General features: G+C 25.3%; 16 protein-coding genes and 1 tRNA gene. 10 read left to right on the plus strand and 7 right to left on the minus strand.

Annotated features, from left to right (window positions below):
• Nucleotides 1-1,362: 1,362 nt before the first annotated feature.
• Both cysK and MBCUR_RS06000 read right to left on the minus strand, forming a co-directional pair.
• Nucleotides 1,363-2,319 (minus strand): cysteine synthase A, encoded by a 957-nt coding sequence (cysK, locus tag MBCUR_RS05995; protein WP_067091555.1) that lies wholly within the window; start codon nt 2,317-2,319, stop codon nt 1,363-1,365.
• Between the two features lie 205 nt (nt 2,320-2,524).
• Nucleotides 2,525-3,811, minus strand: a complete 1,287-nt coding sequence (locus MBCUR_RS06000; protein WP_067091557.1) for an O-acetylhomoserine aminocarboxypropyltransferase/cysteine synthase family protein — start codon at nt 3,809-3,811, stop codon at nt 2,525-2,527.
• An 809-nt stretch (nt 3,812-4,620) separates the two neighbouring features.
• Here MBCUR_RS06000 and cysS point away from each other — a divergent pair.
• The 5 genes from cysS (at nt 4,621) to rnc (ending at nt 10,332) form a co-directional block, all read left to right on the plus strand.
• Nucleotides 4,621-6,156 carry a cysteine--tRNA ligase gene (gene cysS / locus MBCUR_RS06005; RefSeq protein WP_067091559.1) on the plus strand — a complete coding sequence of 512 codons (1,536 nt, stop codon included), beginning with the start codon at nt 4,621-4,623 and terminating at the stop codon, nt 6,154-6,156.
• Nucleotides 6,157-6,240: 84 nt separating this feature from the next.
• Nucleotides 6,241-7,707 (plus strand): homoserine O-acetyltransferase MetX, encoded by a 1,467-nt coding sequence (gene metX / locus MBCUR_RS06010; RefSeq protein WP_067091562.1) that lies wholly within the window; start codon nt 6,241-6,243, stop codon nt 7,705-7,707.
• Between the two features lie 229 nt (nt 7,708-7,936).
• Nucleotides 7,937-9,094, plus strand: a complete 1,158-nt coding sequence (nifS, locus tag MBCUR_RS06015; RefSeq protein ID WP_067091586.1) for a cysteine desulfurase NifS — start codon at nt 7,937-7,939, stop codon at nt 9,092-9,094.
• A gap of 81 nt (nt 9,095-9,175) precedes the next feature.
• Nucleotides 9,176-9,556: a Fe-S cluster assembly scaffold protein NifU gene (gene nifU, locus MBCUR_RS06020; protein ID WP_067091564.1), complete on the plus strand. Its 381-nt coding sequence runs from the start codon at nt 9,176-9,178 to the stop codon at nt 9,554-9,556.
• A gap of 110 nt (nt 9,557-9,666) precedes the next feature.
• On the plus strand, nt 9,667-10,332 hold the full coding sequence (gene rnc / locus MBCUR_RS06025) for a ribonuclease III (protein ID WP_067091567.1): 666 nt from the start codon (nt 9,667-9,669) through the stop codon (nt 10,330-10,332).
• A 423-nt stretch (nt 10,333-10,755) separates the two neighbouring features.
• Here the strand turns inward: rnc and MBCUR_RS06030 are convergent, their stop codons facing one another.
• Entirely contained in the window at nt 10,756-11,091 is a 336-nt protein-coding gene (locus tag MBCUR_RS06030) for a hypothetical protein (RefSeq protein ID WP_067091569.1), read from the minus strand.
• Nucleotides 11,092-11,465: 374 nt separating this feature from the next.
• Between MBCUR_RS06030 and MBCUR_RS06035 the strand changes: the two genes are divergently transcribed.
• Entirely contained in the window at nt 11,466-11,816 is a 351-nt protein-coding gene (locus tag MBCUR_RS06035) for a hypothetical protein (RefSeq protein WP_067091571.1), read from the plus strand.
• 51 nt (nt 11,817-11,867) lie between these two features.
• On the opposite strand, the gene MBCUR_RS06040 is transcribed toward MBCUR_RS06035, so the two are convergent.
• From MBCUR_RS06040 to MBCUR_RS06050, 3 genes are all read right to left on the minus strand, one after another.
• Complete coding sequence (locus MBCUR_RS06040; RefSeq protein WP_067091573.1) at nt 11,868-12,311, minus strand: hypothetical protein; 444 nt, start codon at nt 12,309-12,311, stop codon at nt 11,868-11,870.
• Nucleotides 12,312-12,498: 187 nt separating this feature from the next.
• On the minus strand, nt 12,499-13,353 hold the full coding sequence (gene galU, locus MBCUR_RS06045; RefSeq protein WP_067091576.1) for a UTP--glucose-1-phosphate uridylyltransferase GalU: 855 nt from the start codon (nt 13,351-13,353) through the stop codon (nt 12,499-12,501).
• Nucleotides 13,354-13,468: 115 nt separating this feature from the next.
• A tRNA-Leu gene (locus MBCUR_RS06050) sits at nt 13,469-13,551 on the minus strand.
• Nucleotides 13,552-14,517: 966 nt separating this feature from the next.
• On the opposite strand from MBCUR_RS06050, the gene MBCUR_RS06055 reads away from it, so the two are divergent.
• From MBCUR_RS06055 to MBCUR_RS06070, 4 genes are all read left to right on the plus strand, one after another.
• On the plus strand, nt 14,518-14,688 hold the full coding sequence (locus MBCUR_RS06055; RefSeq protein ID WP_067091578.1) for a DUF362 domain-containing protein: 171 nt from the start codon (nt 14,518-14,520) through the stop codon (nt 14,686-14,688).
• Nucleotides 14,689-15,870: an NAD(P)/FAD-dependent oxidoreductase gene (locus MBCUR_RS06060; RefSeq protein ID WP_067091581.1), complete on the plus strand. Its 1,182-nt coding sequence runs from the start codon at nt 14,689-14,691 to the stop codon at nt 15,868-15,870. It begins immediately after the preceding gene.
• Nucleotides 15,871-16,064: 194 nt separating this feature from the next.
• A complete protein-coding gene (locus MBCUR_RS06065) occupies nt 16,065-16,805 on the plus strand; it encodes an MIP/aquaporin family protein (RefSeq protein WP_067091583.1) in 741 nt (246 codons plus the stop codon).
• 283 nt (nt 16,806-17,088) lie between these two features.
• Nucleotides 17,089-17,832, plus strand: coding sequence for an MBL fold metallo-hydrolase (locus MBCUR_RS06070; protein ID WP_067091589.1), 744 nt, complete (start codon nt 17,089-17,091; stop codon nt 17,830-17,832).
• Between the two features lie 515 nt (nt 17,833-18,347).
• Here MBCUR_RS06070 and MBCUR_RS06075 read toward each other — a convergent pair.
• The gene (locus MBCUR_RS06075) at nt 18,348-19,181 is read right to left on the minus strand and encodes a TrmB family transcriptional regulator (protein ID WP_084269562.1); all 834 of its coding nucleotides are present in this window, start codon (nt 19,179-19,181) and stop codon (nt 18,348-18,350) included.
• Nucleotides 19,182-19,460: the final 279 nt, after the last annotated feature.

The raw sequence follows: 19,460 nt of genomic DNA on the forward strand, positions 1-19,460 counted from the left end.
AAAAAAAATTAAAAATAAAAAAAAAAAAAAAAAAAAAAAAAAAATGAATTTGAATAAAATAAATTATTATATAGTGTATTAAATATAAAGTATTAATATGTATATAAATTATATATAACACAATTTATATATTTTTCTATTAATAAACACTTCTGTCAAGTAGAGAAATTTTTGATTTGAAAATGATTGCTTTTTGATTTTTCAGTTAAAAATTCCTTCTATTGCTGTATAGGTATCTTTTGTATAGTAGTCTGCTTTTTTTAGCCTGAGTATAAATTTGTTTTCTTTTTCTATTACTTGTAAATATAGTTTGGTTGATGGGCAGAGTCTGTCAAAAATTATTATTATTATTATTATTATTATTATTATTATTGATTATTGGCTTTTTTAGGTCTATTATTTTGAATTAATGTTTCAATATTTTCGTATGCTAGTGTATGTTATCCAATTGGCGGTTGGGAAAATTATTTAATTGATTATAAAGTTATTTTTAACGTTATAAAGAGTAAATATCCTTGTTTTATGTCTTTTTATTTCTTTTAAGACTCTTAATAAACATCAAATTCTTCTCTTGTTATTTTTACATTAGGCAAATCTACTCGTGGTTCATCAACAACAAATACCTAATATCCATTAAAATCTTTTAAATAATTAAATTTAGCAGAATAAAAATCAGTTAAAGTATCTGAATCAGTTCTTTTAAAAATATTCCAATCTAAAAAATAATTTTCGCTCAAGCAATATTTACTTGTTTATATATGTCTCATAATCTTCAAATTTTTCATTAAAATAATATTCAATCCTTAAAACCATTGTTTTACTTTTATTTCCAAGAATATAAAAAGCAAGACCTTCAAAAGATATTTTACAATTACGAGTAAATTTATTTTTTACTAAAACAAAATTTTCTTATTTCTTTATTTATTAAACTTTTCAATATCATTAGATATAGTTTTAACATTCTAAATCTCCTACATTCAAGTAAATTTAAATAATTTTGGAAAAAAGAAAATAAAACTATTTAAAAAATATAAACACAAGTAAAAATATATTAATATGATATTGAATAAAATTAGAATTTATAATATTTTAATTTAACTTTTAAAATTCATTTAAATTAATAAAAAAATATAATAAGGCAATAAAAATTAAATATAAACCTATTTTAATTTAAAAAAGAATTAAAAAAAGAATTAAAAAAGAACATTATAACAAAAATAGAAAACTAAATGAAAAATAGAAAATAATTATTACTTGGTAGCAGTGATTAGTAAAAAAATGAAATTAAAAAAAGACATAATTATAAATTAAAAAAAAGATTAAAAAAATAAAAAAAAATGAAAAAATTAAAAAAATAAATATTTAAAAAATATCTTTGTATTCTTTATAAATTTCTTCAAATACCCATTCCATGGATAAATATCTTTCACCAGTATCTGGTAAGATTACAACTATGTTTTTATCTTTATTTTCATCTTTTTTAGCTAATTGAATAGCAGCATATGCAGCAGCACCAGAAGAAATACCTACTAAGATACCTTCTTTTTTAGCTAATGCAATCATAGTTTTTCCCGCATCTGCATCATCAACAGTTATAATTTCATCAACTAATTCTGCACCATAAATATCTGGAACAAATCCTGCTCCAATACCTTGGATTTTATGTGGTCCTGGAGATTCGCCGGACAAAACTGGAGAAGAAGATGGTTCAACAGCAATTGCTTTTAAATTAGGATTGGATTCTTTTAATACTCTTGAAACACCTGTTATAGTGCCACCAGTACCAACACCAGCAACAAGAATGTCAACTTTACCATCAGTATCAGCTAATATTTCTTTACCTGTAGTTTCATAATGAGTTGCAACATTTACAGGATTGGAAAATTGGCTTACAGAAAAAGAGTTCGGTGTGTTTTCTAAAAGTTCATTAGCTTTAGCTATTGCTCCACCCATACCTTTTGGTCCTGGAGTTAAAACAAGTTCAGCACCAAAAATTGCCAAAAGTTTTTTTCTCTCTGCAGACATTGTCTCAGGCATAGTTAAAATAAGCTTGTATCCTCTTGCTGCAGCAACAAAGGCAAGTCCAATTCCAGTATTTCCACTAGTAGGCTCAATTAAAATTGTGTCCTTATTAATTTTTCCTTCTTTTTCTGCATCATTAATCATTCCAACTGCTATTCTATCTTTTACACTACTTAAAGGATTAAATGATTCTAATTTAGCAACAATAGTTGCTTTTAGCCCATCATCTATCTTGTTAAGTTTTACTAAAGGGGTATTACCCACAAGTTTTGTTATGTCTTCGGCAATATTACTCATATTTTCACCACATTATTGAATTATTCATATTTACACCATATAATAATATTATTAAATTCTATACTATAAAATTACCTATACTATAAAATTATCTAAAATTTCTACAAATAAAAAAAGTAAAAAAAATAAAAATAAAAAATTAAGATTAAAATAAAAAACTAAAATTAAAATAAAAAATAAAAAATAAAAAAAATAATTCACAACTTTATTGAACTGCTTTCTTTAATGCTTGATCTATATCTGCAATAATATCCTCAACATTTTCAATTCCAACAGAAAGTCTTACAAAATCTGGAGTTACACCAGTAGTTTTTTGCTCTTCTGGAGAAAGTTGAGAGTGAGTAGTAGATGCAGGATGGATAACTAAAGATTTAGAATCTCCAATGTTTGCTAAATGAGAAAGTAGTTCTACACTATTTATGAATTTTTTACCTTCTTCAATTCCACCTTTAATTCCAAAACCAACTAATGCTCCAAAACCACCTTTTAGATATTTTTTAGCACCATCATGAGAAGGATCATCTTCTAAACCAGGATAATTTACCCATGAAACCAAATCATGGTTTTTTAAGAATTTAGCTACTTCTAAAGCATTTTCACTATGTTGTTTAATTCTTAAAGATAATGTTTCTGCTCCTTGCAATAAAAGGAATGCATTGAAAGGGCTTAATGAAGGTCCAACATCCCTTAAAAAGTTTCCTCTTGCTCTTATAATATATGCTAAAGCTCCAAATGCTTCTGTATAAACTAAACCATTGTATGCTGGATCAGGGGTTGTAAATACTGGGAATTTACCATTTGCCCAATCAAATTTATCCCCAGTTACTATAACTCCACCAATACTGTTACCATGACCACCGATGAATTTAGTGGCAGAATCTACAACAATATCTGCTCCATGTTCTATTGGCTTAACTAATCCAACAGCTGAGGTATTATCTACAATTAAAGGAATACCATTTTCATGCGCTATTTTAGCCAATTCTGCAAAGTCAGGAACATCTAACTTAGGGTTTCCTAAGGATTCTGCATACAATGCCTTTGTATTTTCATCAATTGCATCTGCATATGCACTAAGGTCTTGGGAATCTACAAATTTCACACTTCTACCTAAATTAGGGAAAGTATTGTTAAATAAAGAGTAAGTTCCCCCATAAAGATTATCCCCAGAGACTATATTGTCTCCTACTTGAGTTAAGTTTAATATTGAGGTCGTAATAGCTGCTGCTCCTGATGCAAATGACAATCCTGCCACTCCACCTTCAATAGCTGCTACTCTCGCTTCAAATACATCGTTTGTAGGGTTTGTTAGTCTTGTGTAAAGTTGCCCAAATTCTTGTAGTGCAAATAAGCTTGCTGCATGTTCAGTGTCTTTAAAAACATATGATGTAGTTTGATATATTGGTACAGCTCTTGATCCTGTAGTAGGATCTGGTTCTTCTTGACCTGCGTGTAATTCTTTAGTTCTGTCTCCGTAATTTTCGTTGACCATTTTATCTACCTTTTGATATTTTTTTTGATATTTTTTTACCTCATAATTATCTAAATATTGTATAAAAAAGATAATTATGGGTTTAATATAATAAAATTATAAACATTAAATTGTGAAAATTATTATAAACGAGGTAATAATTAGTTTACATTAATTAATTTATATATTTAATTAATTATATATAATATTTTTAAATATAATATTTTTAATTAGTTATATATAATATTAATTTTAATGCTATTAAATTTAGTTTATTAATTTTGTGCTTTTTTAGTGTCTGTTAAAAATTGTTGAGCTATTTTAAAACGAAATTTTTAGTTATTAATTATTTTAAGTATTTTAAGCAAACTGAAAAATTTCAAAAAATCCCACAAAATTTAACTCTTATTTTTTAAAAAAAGTTTTAAAAAACTTTACACAATATAACAATTGTTATATCTGATATATAAAGCTTATGATTTTTCTCCATAATAAATTAAGAAAAAATAAAATTTTTAAAAAAAAACATAATATTTAAATATAAAAAAACTTATAAATATAACAATTGTTATTTATTCTTTTAATATACATAATTAATTAAAAAAAATATAAATGTATATAAATTATATTATTAATATATTAAAATAGTTATGTAATGTTTATTATTTTATTAATAATTATGTATTAGATTAAATACTGCTATTAAATTAAATATTAATTAGTAAAATTTAATTATTAAATTAAATCTTAAATTAATTAACATTAATATATTCTTAAAAATTAATAAAATATTATTTAAATCCAAATAAATAACAATAAACTGTGTAAATATGTTAGAAATATATAATACAATGAAAAGAGATAAAGTTCCATTTAAACCGATAAACGATAAAAGAATTAATCTCTTTGTCTGTGGTCCTACTGTTTATGATGATGCACACATCGGACATGGTCGTACATATGTTTCATTTGACTTAATAAAAAGCTATTTAGAATTTAAAGGATATTTTGTATACTACATTGAAAACATCACAGATATTGATGATAAAATAATCAAAAGATCCAAAGAAAAAAATATTGATTCTGAAATTTTAGCAAAATTTTATGAAAAAAGATTTAAAGAAGACATGGAAAAATTAAATATTAAAGGCGTTAATCTTTTTCCAAGAGCAACTGAACATTTAAAAGAAATTTCAAGTCAAATTGAAAGACTATTATCCAAAGGAATTGCATATGAAAGTGATGATGGAGTTTACTTTGAAGTTGCTAAATTTCCAGATTATGGAAAACTATCTAATCAAGACCTTAAAAAATTAGATGGACATAGATTAGAAACTAATGAAAATAAAAAAGATGCAAAAGACTTTGCCTTATGGAAAAAAACTGAAGAAACTCCAAATTATCCATCTAAATGGGGCAATGGTAGACCTGGATGGCATATTGAAGATACAGCCATTACAGAAACCTATTTTGGTCCACAGTATGATATCCATGGAGGAGGTCTTGATTTAATTTTTCCTCACCACGAAGCAGAAATAGCTCAAATGGAAGCTGTAAGTGGTTTAAAGCCATTGGTTAAATATTGGATGCATACTGGATTTTTAAATGTTGATGGAGTAAAAATGTCCAAATCATTAGGGAATTTTATAACCATTAGAGAATTATTAGAAGATTGGGAAGCCATGGCTTTCCGCTTATTTGTTCTTTCTACACATTACAGAAGCCCAATTGATTTCTCTGAAAAATCACTAAATCAAGCATCAAAGAATCTAAAGAGAATAAAATTCACGACTCAAAACTTAATTGAATCTAAAGAAGAAATAGAAAACATTATTAAAACACATTTTAATGGTAAAATTGATTTATTAGATGAAATTATGCTTGAAAATAAAAATATAATAAAAAATAAAAATATAGAAGAAAATAAAAATGCAGTTGAAAATGAAGAAAATCAAAAATCACTATCTCAATTAAATGAATTTAAAAATAATTTCTTTAAGAGTTTAGATGATGATTTTAACACACCAAAAGCTTTAGCAAATATATTAAATTTCACAAAAACAATAAATACATTTATAACTACTACAAAAAGTGAATTTGTAAAAATTGAAAACATTAATCTCAATAAACTTAAATTTAACTATAAATATATATTAAGTACTTTAAAATTATTCAAAGATTTTGAAAATATATTTAAACTTGGAATTTTTGAAAAAGAAGAGCAAAATCAAGACAATATTTCAAATGACAGTTTAAATTTACTTTGTGAAGTAAGAGAAAAATTGAGAGAAGAAAAAAAATATGAATTATCAGATTATATTAGAGATAAAATTAATGAATTAGGAATAGATGTTGAAGATAAATAATAAGTCTATGTAAATTATAAAAAAAATAATATTAAATAAATAATATAAGATTAAAAATAAAAAATAAGCCTTAAAGAGGATAAAATGAAAGGAAAATCAGTAGGGAATGTTGAGTTAAAATACCTTAAAACAGATAAAGAATTAATACTGGAGTCTGGAAAAACATTAAAAAATATCACAATAGCATATGAAACATATGGAACATTAAATAACGAAAAGACAAATGCTATTTATGTTTGCCATGCCTTAAGTGGAGATGCACATGTTGCAGGTTGGTATGAAGGAGATAAAAAACCTGGTTGGTGGGAAATCCTTATTGGACCTTCAAAAGTTTTAGACACTGATAAATACTTCATTATTTGTTCAAATATAATTGGAGGATGTAAAGGATCAACAGGCCCAGCATCTATAAACCCAGAAACAAATAAAGAATATGGTTTGGATTTTCCAGTTGTAACAATGAAAGATATGGTTGATGCTCAAAAAATTTTAATTGATTATTTTGGAATAAAAGAGCTATTTGCAGTAATTGGTGGATCAATGGGTGGGATGCAAGTATTACAATGGATGGTTTCATATCCTGAAATTGTTAAAAAAGCCATTCCAATAGCTACAACCTCACATTCATCACCTCAGCAAATAGCTTTTAATGAAGTTGGTAGACAATCAATTATCCATGATTATGATTGGAATAATGGAAATTACTACAATACAAATAAAGTTCCAAAGGGTTTAGCAATTGCAAGGATGATTGCTCATATAACTTATTTAAGTGATGAATCAATGTATGAAAAATTTGGACGTAATCTTCAAGACAAAAATGAGATTAGTTATAACTTTTCTACAGAGTTCCAAGTTGAAAGCTATCTCCATTATCAAGGAAATTCATTTGTAGATCGCTTTGATGCAAATAGCTATTTATACATAACCAAAGCCATTGATTATTTTGATTTAACAGAAAATGGCTCTTTAATTGAAGGATTGAAAAATGTTAAATCAAAAACATTGGTCATCTCTGTAGATTCAGATTGGTTGTATCCACCTTCACAATCAAAAGACATTGTAAATGCTTTAAATGCAAATGATATTGATGCTAGTTATGCTGAATTACAATCAAGTTATGGGCACGATGCATTTTTACTTGAAAGTGGACAGTTAAGTTATCTAATTAAAAATTTCCTTGATGACATTCGTGTTGAAGATATTATGTTTAAAAATATTTCAACCATCAAAAGTACTGCTGAAATTGAAGAAGCTGCAAATTTAATGATGGATGAAAATATTACCCATATTCCAATAGTTAGTGAAAATAACAAGTTAATTGGAATAGTAACTGCTTGGGATTTATCAAAGTCAATAGCTACCCATACAGACAATTTAGAAGCCATTATGACAAGAAATGTTTTAACTTGCAAATACAATGAAAAAGTAGATAAAATAGCTAGAAAAATGAGAGAATATGATTTTTCTTCCCTTCCAGTTGTAGACGATGATGGAAAGTTGATTGGGATTGTAACTACTAATAAAATTGGTCATTTATTATCTAATTAATATTAACACTATCAATAATATTGAAATATAATAGTTTGAATATAATAAGTTTACAAAAAAAATTAAAATTTAATTAATAAAATAATTTTAAATAATATAAAAATCAACTATTAGTTAACCTAAATTTAAGAAATACTTAAAGTCATAATAAAAAAAATAATTCAGTTTATAAATAACTTTTAAAAAAGTCGTTATAATAATATTAAAAAAAATAATTGATGATACTATGATATACTTAGATCATGCTGCTACTACGCCTGTAAGAGATGAAGTAGTAAAAGAAATGGAACCTTACTTTATAAAATACTTTGGAAATCCTTCTACTTATTATAAAATTGGAAGAGAAGCTAAAAAAGCTATGGAAAAAGCAAGAGTGCAAGTTGCAGAATTAATTGGTGCAAAGCCTGAAGAAGTCATATTTACAAATGGTGGAACAGAATCAGATAATGCTGCAATAAAAGGAATAGCTTTTAAAAATAAAAAAAAAGGAAACCATATTATTACTTCTGTTATTGAACATCCAGCTGTTGATGAGACTTGTAAATATCTTGAAAAACAAGGATTTGAAGTGACTTACCTTCCAGTTTATGAAGAAGGAATAGTTAGAGTAGAAGATGTAAAATCAGCAATTCGTGATGATACAATACTTATTACAATAATGCATGCCAACAATGAAATTGGAACCATTCAACCAATAGCTGAAATTGGTAAAATTGCAAAAGAGAATAATATTGCATTCCATAGTGATGCAGTTCAAAGTGTAGGTAAAATTCCTGTAGATGTGAATGATTTAAATGTTGATTTGCTTTCATTATCGTCCCATAAAATTTATGGACCAAAAGGAGTTGGAGCACTTTTTGTTAGAAAAGGAGTTCGCCTTGAAGAAGTTATTCATGGTGGAGGTCAAGAAAAAAATCTAAATTCTGGAACTGAAAATGTTCCTGGAATGGTTGGTTTAGGTAAAGCATGTGAAATAGCTAAAAATGAATTAAACCACAATATTACATACCTTACTCAATTAAGAGATGATTTGACAGACAAAATTTTAAATTCAATAGAAAAATCATATCTTAATGGAGATCTTAAAAGACGTGTTCCTGGAACTGTAAACCTTCGTTTTACTGGAATTGAAGGTGAAGGTTTAGTTTTGTTACTTGATGGTAAGGGAATATGTGCAGCCACTGGTTCAGCCTGTTCATCAAAAAAATTAGAAGCTTCACCTGTTTTAAAAGCCATTGGACTTGAAGATGTTGATTCTCATGGCTCATTAAGATTGACATTTGGAAGTGAAAACACTCCTGAAGATGTTGATAAAACTGTTGAAGCTATTAAAGAATCTGTTGCAAAGTTAAGAGCAATGTCACCAATTTGGAATAAAAAAGAGTAAAATTAAAAATCATCAATTTAAAAAAAAAAAAAAAAAAAAAATTAAATAAAAAAATTTTTTCATAATCATTAGGAGATCACTATGTATTCAGAAAAAGTAATGGATCACTTTCAAAATCCAAGAAATGTAGGTAAAATAGAAGATGCAAGTGGAGTTGGAGAAGTAGGAAATCCAACCTGTGGAGATATGATGACAATATACATTAAAGTAGAAGACAACATACTCACAGACATTAAATTTGAAACTTTCGGTTGTGGAGCAGCCATTGCTACAAGTAGTATTATTACTGAAATAGCTCTTGGAAAAACCGTTGAAGAAGCCTATGAAATTAGTAGAAACCAAGTGGCAGAAGCACTTGACGGACTTCCACCTGTTAAAATGCACTGTTCCAATTTAGCTGCAGATGGATTAAAAGCAGCCATTGAAAACTATTGGAAAAAAAATGGTATTGATAAACCATGATTTTGTAGTTTTAATGTTTTTCATTGTATAGTTTATATATTAACTTTATTTTATAAAAAATTTTAATTTTTTTATTCTCCTTTAAAAAAAAATTAAGCAACTAAGATACTATGGAATTATTAGAAAAATTTAATATTGTTCCAAATGATCCTGAATTATTTGAAATTGCATTTATTCATAAAAGTTATAAAGTTCAACACAATCTTCCTCATGATTATGAAAGATTAGAATTCTTAGGAGACTCTGTTTTAAGTTTAGCTGTTTCAGAATACATCTACAAAAAGCATTGTCATGACGAAGAAGGTAGTTTAACAAAAACCCGTTCTAATTTTGTTTGCGAGTATGCTTTAGATTATTATTCCTCTTATTTAGGATTAGACAGTTATCTTAAAATAGCTGAAGACAATTTAACAATAAATGAAATTAAATCTGCTAATGCAGATATTGTAGAATCTTTTCTTGGTGCACTTTTTTTAGATCAAGGAATAGAAAAAGTTCGTGAATTTTTAAAAGAACATATTTTTAAATTTATTGATTTAAATGTTATTTTCTTTAGAGACTACAAATCACAAATTAAAGAATATGGTGATGCTAAAGAGCTTAATATTCACTATGAACTAGTTAAAGAAGAAGGTTTTCAACATGACCGTACATTTTTAATGGAAATACTTATTAATGATAAAGTTATGGGTGAGGGCTACGGCAAAAATAAAAAAGAAGCCGAACAAGAAGCTGCTAAAGTAGCTATAAGAAAATTAGGGTTAAATAAAAAATAATTTATCTTATTTTGCTATTTTTATCATATTGTCAATTATTTATTGATAGAAAATTTGAAAACAAACTTTTAAAAAAAGTTTGATCAAAAGCCATTTAAAAACAAACTTTTAAAAAAAGTTTGATCAAAAGCCATTTAAAAACAAACTTTTAAAAAAAGTTTGATCAAAAGCCATTTAAAAACAAACTTTTAAAAAAAGTTTGATCAAAAGCCATTTAAAAAATAAATCATTTGATTTTATAAACAATACTTTTATTAATTTGAAAAAATCCAATTTAATCCTTTTTTAAAAGTTTATAAAAGTTTTATAAAAGTTTTATTAAATTTAATATCAATTTTAAATTAAAAATAATTTCTTCTTTAACATTCTTTAATATATACTAATTTTTAATAAAAATTTATTTTGTTTAATGATTTACAACTCTTAATTTATTTCATTTTCAATAGTGTCCCAGAATTCTAATGCCCAAGAACCTTTACCATCAATAATCATATCCAATAACCTTAATTTACCATCTTTTAACCTAAACAAGCGATAGTCTTGTTGAGACTTTTTTTTACCTTCTTTATTACAATCTAAATATAATCCATCATCATAATCAATATCAAAATCTCCAGATTTTACAAAATCTCCAACTAATGAATACCCATTCTTTACAGATTTATCTAATCTTTCTATTGTTTTTAACCATCCACCAGTTGCTCTAAAGCTTATATCTGGGTCAATATTTTTCATTTCTTTTTCCCAATTTAATATCATTTTATCACCATTTATTAAATACATTTAATTAATATATTAAAAAAAATAAAAAAAATTAAAATATTTATACTATTAATTTAAATGTATATAAAAATAATTTATTAAATAGTATATAACTAATTTACCCAAGAGAGCATTTGAAAAGTAATATTATTTTATTAAAAATAAATAAAAAATTAGTGATAAAATAAAATAATTAAGAGTAAATAAAATAATAATTGACAATTAAATTAATAATTTAATACTTAATTAATAAACTAATAAAGCAATAGGATATAAACTAACAACAAAAAGTAATAATAAATAATAATTTAATAATATTAAAAACTATTATAATACATGCCAAAAATATTTAAATTTTAAACGGTGCAAAAATGGAATTAATAAAAAATAAAAAAGTAATTATGGATGAAAAAAACATATACGAAGCAACAAACGATCAATATATTACAGTTATTGATTCAAATGATGAATTAAATATATTAAGAGAATATAGTGATAAAGGATATTCAATTAAAGCAAAAACACTCCCACACAAACATTGGATACTTATCAAAGAGTATAAAATTGAAAAAACAGAAATAATAGATGAAAATCCTCTTGATGAAAATTTAAACTTTCATCCAGGACCTTTAGGTGAAGAAAACTTTTCTGCTGATGATTTTGTCCTTGCAAGTGAAAGAAAATATGTTTATGTCTCATTTAAAAATATTGAAAATAAGTAGGCACTAAAAAAAAGTAGAGCATATTTAAAAAACAGCTATTGAGAAAAATACTTATTCATTAGATGCTTTAAAATACTTAAAGTAGCTATTAGGCTTTTTATTAGAAATAAAATTAAATAAGTTTTGATTTTCAAACTCAATAATGATTTGTTTTAATAGCTTAATATCACCTTTAGCTTTTTCAAGAGATTGTTGAGTAAGAGATAACCTATGTTCTAAACGTTGAAGTTGAATTTGAATATTTCCAAAATCTTTTAATTTTAAATCTATTTCTTTTGTTTCAAGTGTTCTAAGTTCTTTAATAACTTCATCTTTACTTTTATAGATTTCAGCTATTTTTTCATTAAATTTAATAATTTCTTGATTCCTTTCTTTTTCTTTTAAATATAAATCTTCTTTTAAATTTTTAATTTCTTTTTTTAACTCATCAAATGATAAATTAGAGTCATCATCTAATTTAGATTCATCTAATTCTGTTGTTTTTTTTACTCTCATCAAATCCCTATAACAATCAATCTAATTATAACAATATAAATTTTATTTTATATAATTTTAAGTAATTCTAAAAAATTTTAACTAATTTAAAGAATTTTAGCTAATTCTAAAGAATTCTAAGTGCTTTAAAAAGTTTTATTATGCCATACAATCAAATGAAAAAAAAACACAAAAAACAAATATATATTTACTTATTTAAATTACAAGTATATTTTAAATAATTCACTAAATCATCATGGACATTATCATCATCTAAGGCAAATTCAATTGAAGTTTTAAGCCATTCCAATCTATTTCCAATATCATATGATTTACCATTAAAAATATAACCATATATAGATGGTAATTTAGATAAAGCATCAGTTAATTGAATTTCACCACCAAAACCTGGTTCTGTTTCATTGATTAAATCAAAAATTTCACTTTCTAAAACATAACGACCCATAATAGCTAAATTAGAAGGTGCTTCATTAGCAGCTGGTTTTTCTACAAGTTCTTCAATGTTATACACTGAAGGTTCAACTTCTACACCTTTAATAACCCCATAACGTTCTATTTTATCATGTGGAACTGATTCCACAGCTATTGCAGATGAATTGTATTTCTTATGCACATTAATTAACTCTTTGGTACAAGGAACACTTCCTTTAGTTATTGTGTCTCCAAGCATTACAGCAAATGGTTCACTACCAATATGCTTTTCAGCACATGAAATTGCATCTCCAAGGCCTTTTTGTTTTTTTTGACGGACATAATAAATATCAGCAAGTTTTGAAATGTCTTTTACTTCTTTTAAAAACTCATTTTTGTTGTTTTCTCTTAAAGTATATTCTAATTCAAATGAACGATCAAAGTGATCTTCAATTGACTTTTTTCCCTTTCCAGTAATTATTAAAATATCATCAATTCCAGAATCTACTGCTTCTTCAATAACATACTGAATTGTTGGCTTATCATAAACTGGTAACATTTCTTTTGGTTGTGCCTTTGTAATTGGTAAAAACCTAGTCCCTAGCCCAGCTGCAGGAATAACTGCCTTCATTTTTACACCTAATCCATATAATAATTGTTTAAAAAAAACTGATTTAAAAAAAAAAAACGATTATAAAATCAAAAAAGAAAAGTTTAAAGTAAAACAAACTAAAATTAAATAAAAATGCAGGGAACGGGATTCGAACCCGCGAAGGGCTACCCCACTAGGCCCTCAACCTAGCGCCTTTGACCGCTCGACCATCCCTGCAAATGATTTAAATAAAAAATATAAAATAAAAAAACTAAACAAATTAATTTTTTAAAATATTTTATAAAAATTCTTTAAAATATTTTACAAAATTAAAATATAAAATAGCATAATAAGATATATTTTTAAAAGTATATAAATTTATTGATATTTTCAGATAAAAATTAATTTATTTCATATTATAATATCCAATTTATTATTCATTAAATATTAAAATTAGACTCATAGAATTAATTATATAAAGAAGTAATTTATAAACAAAAAATTGCTTCAATAAAGTACTAAATAACTGCTCCATAAAATCTTTTTAATTGAATTCGAGTAATTTAATCGAATTATTTATATTTTTATAAAGATTAAATTTTCTATCATCAAAACAGTGACTTTGTGGGATAATCATCCAGTAAATAAATATTAATCCAATTACTTTATATTTCTTTAAATATTCAAATTCTATATTTTCTTTCTTTATTTTTACATAGCTATTATTTAAATCTATTCTTCCAAAGAGAATATTATTTTCATTGATTTGTTTTCTTTTAATTTTTTTATCATTAAAATAATTTTTAAATCCTTATTTTTCGATTTTATTTTATTTTATTTTTTTAGTCTTTTTTTATCATAAGTTTTTTATACTTGTTTTTCATATAATTATTTATTGATTATTTTTTAGGCAGTTTATATTTTAAGATATTATGAATAAAAATATAAGTAAAAATATAAATAAAAATCAATACATTAATACAATATATGTTATTAAAATTATTAATCTATATTAGCTTTTTAAAGTAAATGTTATATAATATTTTGCTAAAATTGAAAATTTTATTTATTATAAATAAATTATTTTATCCTTATTATAAGTTTGTTATATAAGTTCATTATAATTTTTTGTTTAATTTTTACTTTAATTTATTTTTTATTTTAATTTATTTGACATTTAAGGTTACATTTAAGGAGATATTTATGATAGTCAAAGATTGGTGTTCTTTTTGTGGAGAGTGTGCTGGAGTTTGTCCAAGAAACTTAATTGAAGTTAAAGAATATGCTCTGGTATTTAATGAAGGGTCTTGTAAAGAATGTGATACTTGCATTAAAGCATGTCCTGTTAAAGCCCTTGAAAAGGAGGAAAATTAAATGATTGAAACTGATGTATTAGTTGTTGGATCAGGTCCTGCAGGATCATCTGCTGCAAAACATGCTGCCCTTTCTGGAGCAAAAGTTATTTTAATAGATAAAAAATCTGAAATTGGTTCTCCAAAACGCTGTGCTGAGGGAGTATCTAAAGAAGGACTTAAATTTTTAGGAATAGAACCTAAAATTGATCGTTGGGCTGTAAAAGAGATTGATGGAATTCGTTTAGTTGCACCTAATGGGACCGATGTTTGGTTAAATGATGAAATCGAACTTCCTGAGGCAGGATTTATTTTAGAACGTAAAGTATTTGATAAACATATGGCTATGGATGCAGCTAGAGCTGGAGCAGAAATTAGAATTAAAACATTGGCTAAAGGATTAGAAAAAAGAGGAGACTCTTTTATTGTTAAATGTGAGTCATTTGGTGAATTATTTGAAATTAAAACTAAGATTGTAATAGCTGCTGATGGCCCTGAGTCACATATTGGTCGTTGGGCAGGTCTTAAAACTCAAACTAAAGCTAAAAATATGGAATCAGGCATTCAATTTGAAATGTGTAATGTTGAAATGGAAGATCCTAATGTTTTAGAGTTTTATTTTGGTAAAGTTGCTCCTGGAGGTTATGCATGGATTTTCCCTAAAGAAAATGACATTGCAAATGTTGGTCTTGCGGTTACAGCATCAGAAACTGATAAAACAGCTTTTGAACACCTAGTTGATTTTGTTACAACTTGTCCAGCTACAAAAAATGCTCAAGCTGTTGAGTTAAATGTTGGTGGAGATCCTGTTGGTGGATTTGTTAAAAATATATATGGAGACAATATTTTAGTTGTTGGAGATGCAGCAGGTCAGGTAAATCCTTTAACTGGTGGAGGAATTATTTCTGGTATGACTTGTGGAATGTTTGCAGGTCAAGTTGCTGGTGAAGCTATTAAAGAAGGAAACTATTCTTCTAAACAATTATCTAAATATGCTGATATGTGTGATGAGCATATGGGAGCTAAAATGAAAAAATATTTAAAAACTAAAGAATATTTATTTTCATTGACTGATGATGAGTTAAATTCAATAGCTGATGCATTCCAAAATGTTAAATTTAAAGAAATTTCCACTACAGAGTTAATTAAACAGTTAGTAAAAGTCTCTCCTAAGGCATTATTGAAACTAGGTAAATTATTTTAAAAATTTTAATTAAATTAATAATTTTAATAGGTTTAATAGAATTAGTAATTTTAATTTTTTTATATTTTAATTATTTTAGTATTTTTAATATTTTAATTATTTTAAATTTTTTAATATTTTATTAATTATTTTAAGGCATAAAATTTATTTATTTAAATACATACTTTAAAAATAACATTAATATGGTTGATAAAATGGAATACAATTTGTCAAGAAAATTGATTGCTGAATTTGTTGGAACATTTATGCTTGTTTTAATGGGAACCGGTTCAGCTATTGGAGCAGCTTTGATTGTTCATCAGTACATTCCTTCTGGTGCAATTGGAGCTTTAGGTGGTTTTACTGAATGGTTAGCAGTTAGTTGGGGTTTTGGAATAACAGCTGCTGTGGTGATTTATGCTATTGGAAAGATTTCAGGAGGACATATTAATCCTGCAGTTACTATAGGATTGTTGGTTACTAAAAATATCTCTTTAAAAGACGGAATTGCATATATAATAGTTCAATTTATTGGAGCTATTGTTGCCTCCCTTTCACTTTTTATCATTTTTGGAGATCCTGGTGTTATAATTGGTCATCTTGGTGCCAATGCCCCAGCTGCAGGTGTTAGTTCAATACAAGCCATTTTTGCTGAAGCTATTGGGACATTTTTATTAGTTTTAGTGGTTATGGGTGTTGCTGTTGATAAAAAAGCAGATTCTGGTGTTTATGGAATAGCTATTGGTTTAGCTATTGGAATCTCTTTAACATTTTTAGGTCCACTTACTGGAGGATGTATTAATCCTGCAAGAGGATTTTCACCAATGCTAATCGCTTATTTAGCTGGAGGACCAAATCTGCTTGGAACTTATCCAATATTCCTTATAGGCCCAATAGTTGGTGGTATTGTAGCGGCTTTACTTTACTCCTATATTGGAAAACCAAATGAAGAATAAAATTAACTTTTAATTTTTTAACTAATTTTTTTTTATTTTTTATTAACTTTTTTTATCTTTCTTTTTTTCATTTGGTTTAAATAATATTTCTCTTTTTTCTTTTTTTTCTTCTTTTTTTTCTTTCAGTTTTTATTACTTTTTAAAGGCATTATTTAATACATTTTAAATTTTTACACATTATCCTCCCCCCCCCACAAATTTTATTTTAATTGTTATACTAAAATAGTTTTAATTAGCCCAATATAATATAATTTTAATAATGCATGAAGATAATTTTGATAATATGAAAATAGATGATGGAATAGTAATCTTAGAAATAGAACCAAATAGCTTAATTATAAATTCTAAATATTTTTATCCAGTTTTAATTTATGATGATAAAAACCTTTGTTTAATAGATACTGGACTTCCAGACAGTTATAATTCAATTAAAAATAAAATGAAGAATGAAGGGTTTGATATTGCAAATTTAAATAAGATTATTTTTACTCATCAAGACATTGACCATATTGGAGGTCTTAGAAGTATTTTAAGCAAGGTTCCTAAGATAGAAACAATGGCTCACAAATTGGATAAGCCATTTATTGAGGGAGACATTCCATTAGAACGGTCTAAGTTTATTAAAGGAAAATTTAAAAGTTTTTTATTTAAATTACTAATGAATTATTATATCAAGTTTAAAAAAATATTATTTAAAATATATAAAACACTAGAAAATAGAGATATATTAGATATTGCTGGTGGAATCAATGTTATTCACACCCCTGGTCATACCCCAGGTCATATCTGTCTTTATCACAAGAAATCTAAAACTATGATTGTTGGAGACGAGTTAAGAATAATTAATGGGAAATTGGTAGGGGTAAATGAAAATTTAATGAATGAAGAAGATGTTAAAACTGCTTACAGTTCATTAAAAAGTTTACTTGATTATGATATTGAAAATATCGTAACTTTCCATAGTGGTTTATTTAAAGATAATCCAAATAAAGCCATTAAAGATTTAATTGAGAAATTTAACAAATAATGCTTAAACAATTAAATTTAATAATATTTTTAAAGAACTGTGCATCAATTCAAAAATCTAAGCTTCTAAATTTAGTTAATTAAGTTAAAATTAGATTTATAAAGTTATAATTAAGTTTATTATTCTTTAAAATATTTTAATTTAAATTTAACTAATTAATATGAGTTATTTACTAATTATAGCTATTTTTAAATGTTTATTTTTATAGGAACATATATTAATATTTTAAATACATTTCAACATATTGTAATTAAATATTTGTTTTTATAAAAAATAACCAATGCACAGCCTCTTAAAAATAAAAAATCAAACAGAAAATTATCAATAATGTATTGCACATAATTAATATTTAAATAAATTTATAACAAATTTTTTTAAAATAAAAAAATATGGTTGGTTTAATACGAAACAGTAAAAATGATATAAACAAAGCAATTAAAGTTGCAAAAAAATATATTGCTCAATAGATCTGAGTAGTTTAGAATTTAATTATTACAATTTATTTTCTTTATTTTCTAAATATTTGTCTTTTTATTATTTTTACTTTTTTTATTCCAAGCTATTTCGAATCTTTCATGGTAATTTTGTGCTATGTCTTCGTACATATTCCAAATTCCAATTGCTGTTTCTGGGTATGGTTTTCCATTACTTTTAAACTTTGCAAATATATGCATCATTTCTTTTTCATCTCTAATAATCATCTTTGCAGTGGGGAGGTTGAATTTAGCTATTTGTGCACTTGAATATTTTAATAGCTCTTTTGAATCAACCTTTTTGTATTTTGTATGTAGTTTTGCATTTACCATTATTTTTACATCTACTCCTTCTCTCACTTTTTGGCTAATTTTTGATTCTATTAAGTTCAATTCTTTTTCAAATATAAAACCCATTCGAATGGCTATTGTTTTTCTTGCCTTTGATATTAGCTCTAATTCTTTTTCTATAATTTTTTCAGGTCCATGTATTAACCAAACAGGGGCTGGAACTTTTGAAAGTTGGTTTTCATATATTTCTTCTAAATTTTTTTCACTATTTTCTAATTCAGTTATAATATTTCTTTTATTTTCTCTAAAAATTTCTTTAGGAGGAACTACAGTGTATTTTGATGGTCTAGTATGTTTAACTTCAATAAAACCCTTTTTTTCTAAGAGTTTTAATACTTCATATATTCTTGACCTTGGAATCTTAGCTTGTTCAGCTATTTCTCCTGCTGTTGCTGTTATCATATAATTTAATGCTAAATATGAGTTAGATTCATATTCTGTTAGCCCAAATTTCCTAAGAGATTTTATTATATTCTGATTTATTTCATTTTTCATTTGAGTTGCCTTAAATTTTGTTTGTTTCATTAATTGAGTTTACTTTATGATACGTTTAGATATATTATTTTTAACTTTAAACTATGCTATTTTAGCTTTAAATTGTAATATTTTAATTCAAATTATGCTATCTTATAATTCAAATCATAATATTTTTATAATTCAAATTATTATATTTTAAATTTAATTATGCTATTTTAAATTTAATTATGCTATTTTTCAATTTAAATTATCTAATTCTAAATCTAATATTATTTTTATTGTATTTATATTTTGTTTTAAAACATACTGTATTAGTGACAATATCTT

The organism is Methanobrevibacter curvatus (assembly GCF_001639295.1).
In the GTDB taxonomy this organism is placed as follows: domain Archaea; phylum Methanobacteriota; class Methanobacteria; order Methanobacteriales; family Methanobacteriaceae; genus Methanoflexus; species Methanoflexus curvatus.

Bases quoted from the DNA above. Each gene is read 5' to 3' on its own strand.
- nifU (WP_067091564.1), top strand. From the start codon at position 9,176: ATGTATTCAGAAAAAGTAATGGATCACTTTCAAAATCCAAGAAATGTA.
- MBCUR_RS06075 (WP_084269562.1), bottom strand. From the start codon at position 19,181: ATGAAACAAACAAAATTTAAGGCAACTCAAATGAAAAATGAAATAAAT.
- metX (WP_067091562.1), top strand. From the start codon at position 6,241: ATGAAAGGAAAATCAGTAGGGAATGTTGAGTTAAAATACCTTAAAACA.
- MBCUR_RS06000 (WP_067091557.1), bottom strand. From the start codon at position 3,811: ATGGTCAACGAAAATTACGGAGACAGAACTAAAGAATTACACGCAGGT.
- cysK (WP_067091555.1), bottom strand. From the start codon at position 2,319: ATGAGTAATATTGCCGAAGACATAACAAAACTTGTGGGTAATACCCCT.
- MBCUR_RS06035 (WP_067091571.1), top strand. From the start codon at position 11,466: ATGGAATTAATAAAAAATAAAAAAGTAATTATGGATGAAAAAAACATA.
- MBCUR_RS06060 (WP_067091581.1), top strand. From the start codon at position 14,689: ATGATTGAAACTGATGTATTAGTTGTTGGATCAGGTCCTGCAGGATCA.
- MBCUR_RS06030 (WP_067091569.1), bottom strand. From the start codon at position 11,091: ATGATATTAAATTGGGAAAAAGAAATGAAAAATATTGACCCAGATATA.
- rnc (WP_067091567.1), top strand. From the start codon at position 9,667: ATGGAATTATTAGAAAAATTTAATATTGTTCCAAATGATCCTGAATTA.
- MBCUR_RS06065 (WP_067091583.1), top strand. From the start codon at position 16,065: ATGGAATACAATTTGTCAAGAAAATTGATTGCTGAATTTGTTGGAACA.
- MBCUR_RS06040 (WP_067091573.1), bottom strand. From the start codon at position 12,311: ATGAGAGTAAAAAAAACAACAGAATTAGATGAATCTAAATTAGATGAT.
- galU (WP_067091576.1), bottom strand. From the start codon at position 13,353: ATGAAGGCAGTTATTCCTGCAGCTGGGCTAGGGACTAGGTTTTTACCA.
- cysS (WP_067091559.1), top strand. From the start codon at position 4,621: ATGTTAGAAATATATAATACAATGAAAAGAGATAAAGTTCCATTTAAA.
- MBCUR_RS06070 (WP_067091589.1), top strand. From the start codon at position 17,089: ATGAAAATAGATGATGGAATAGTAATCTTAGAAATAGAACCAAATAGC.
- MBCUR_RS06055 (WP_067091578.1), top strand. From the start codon at position 14,518: ATGATAGTCAAAGATTGGTGTTCTTTTTGTGGAGAGTGTGCTGGAGTT.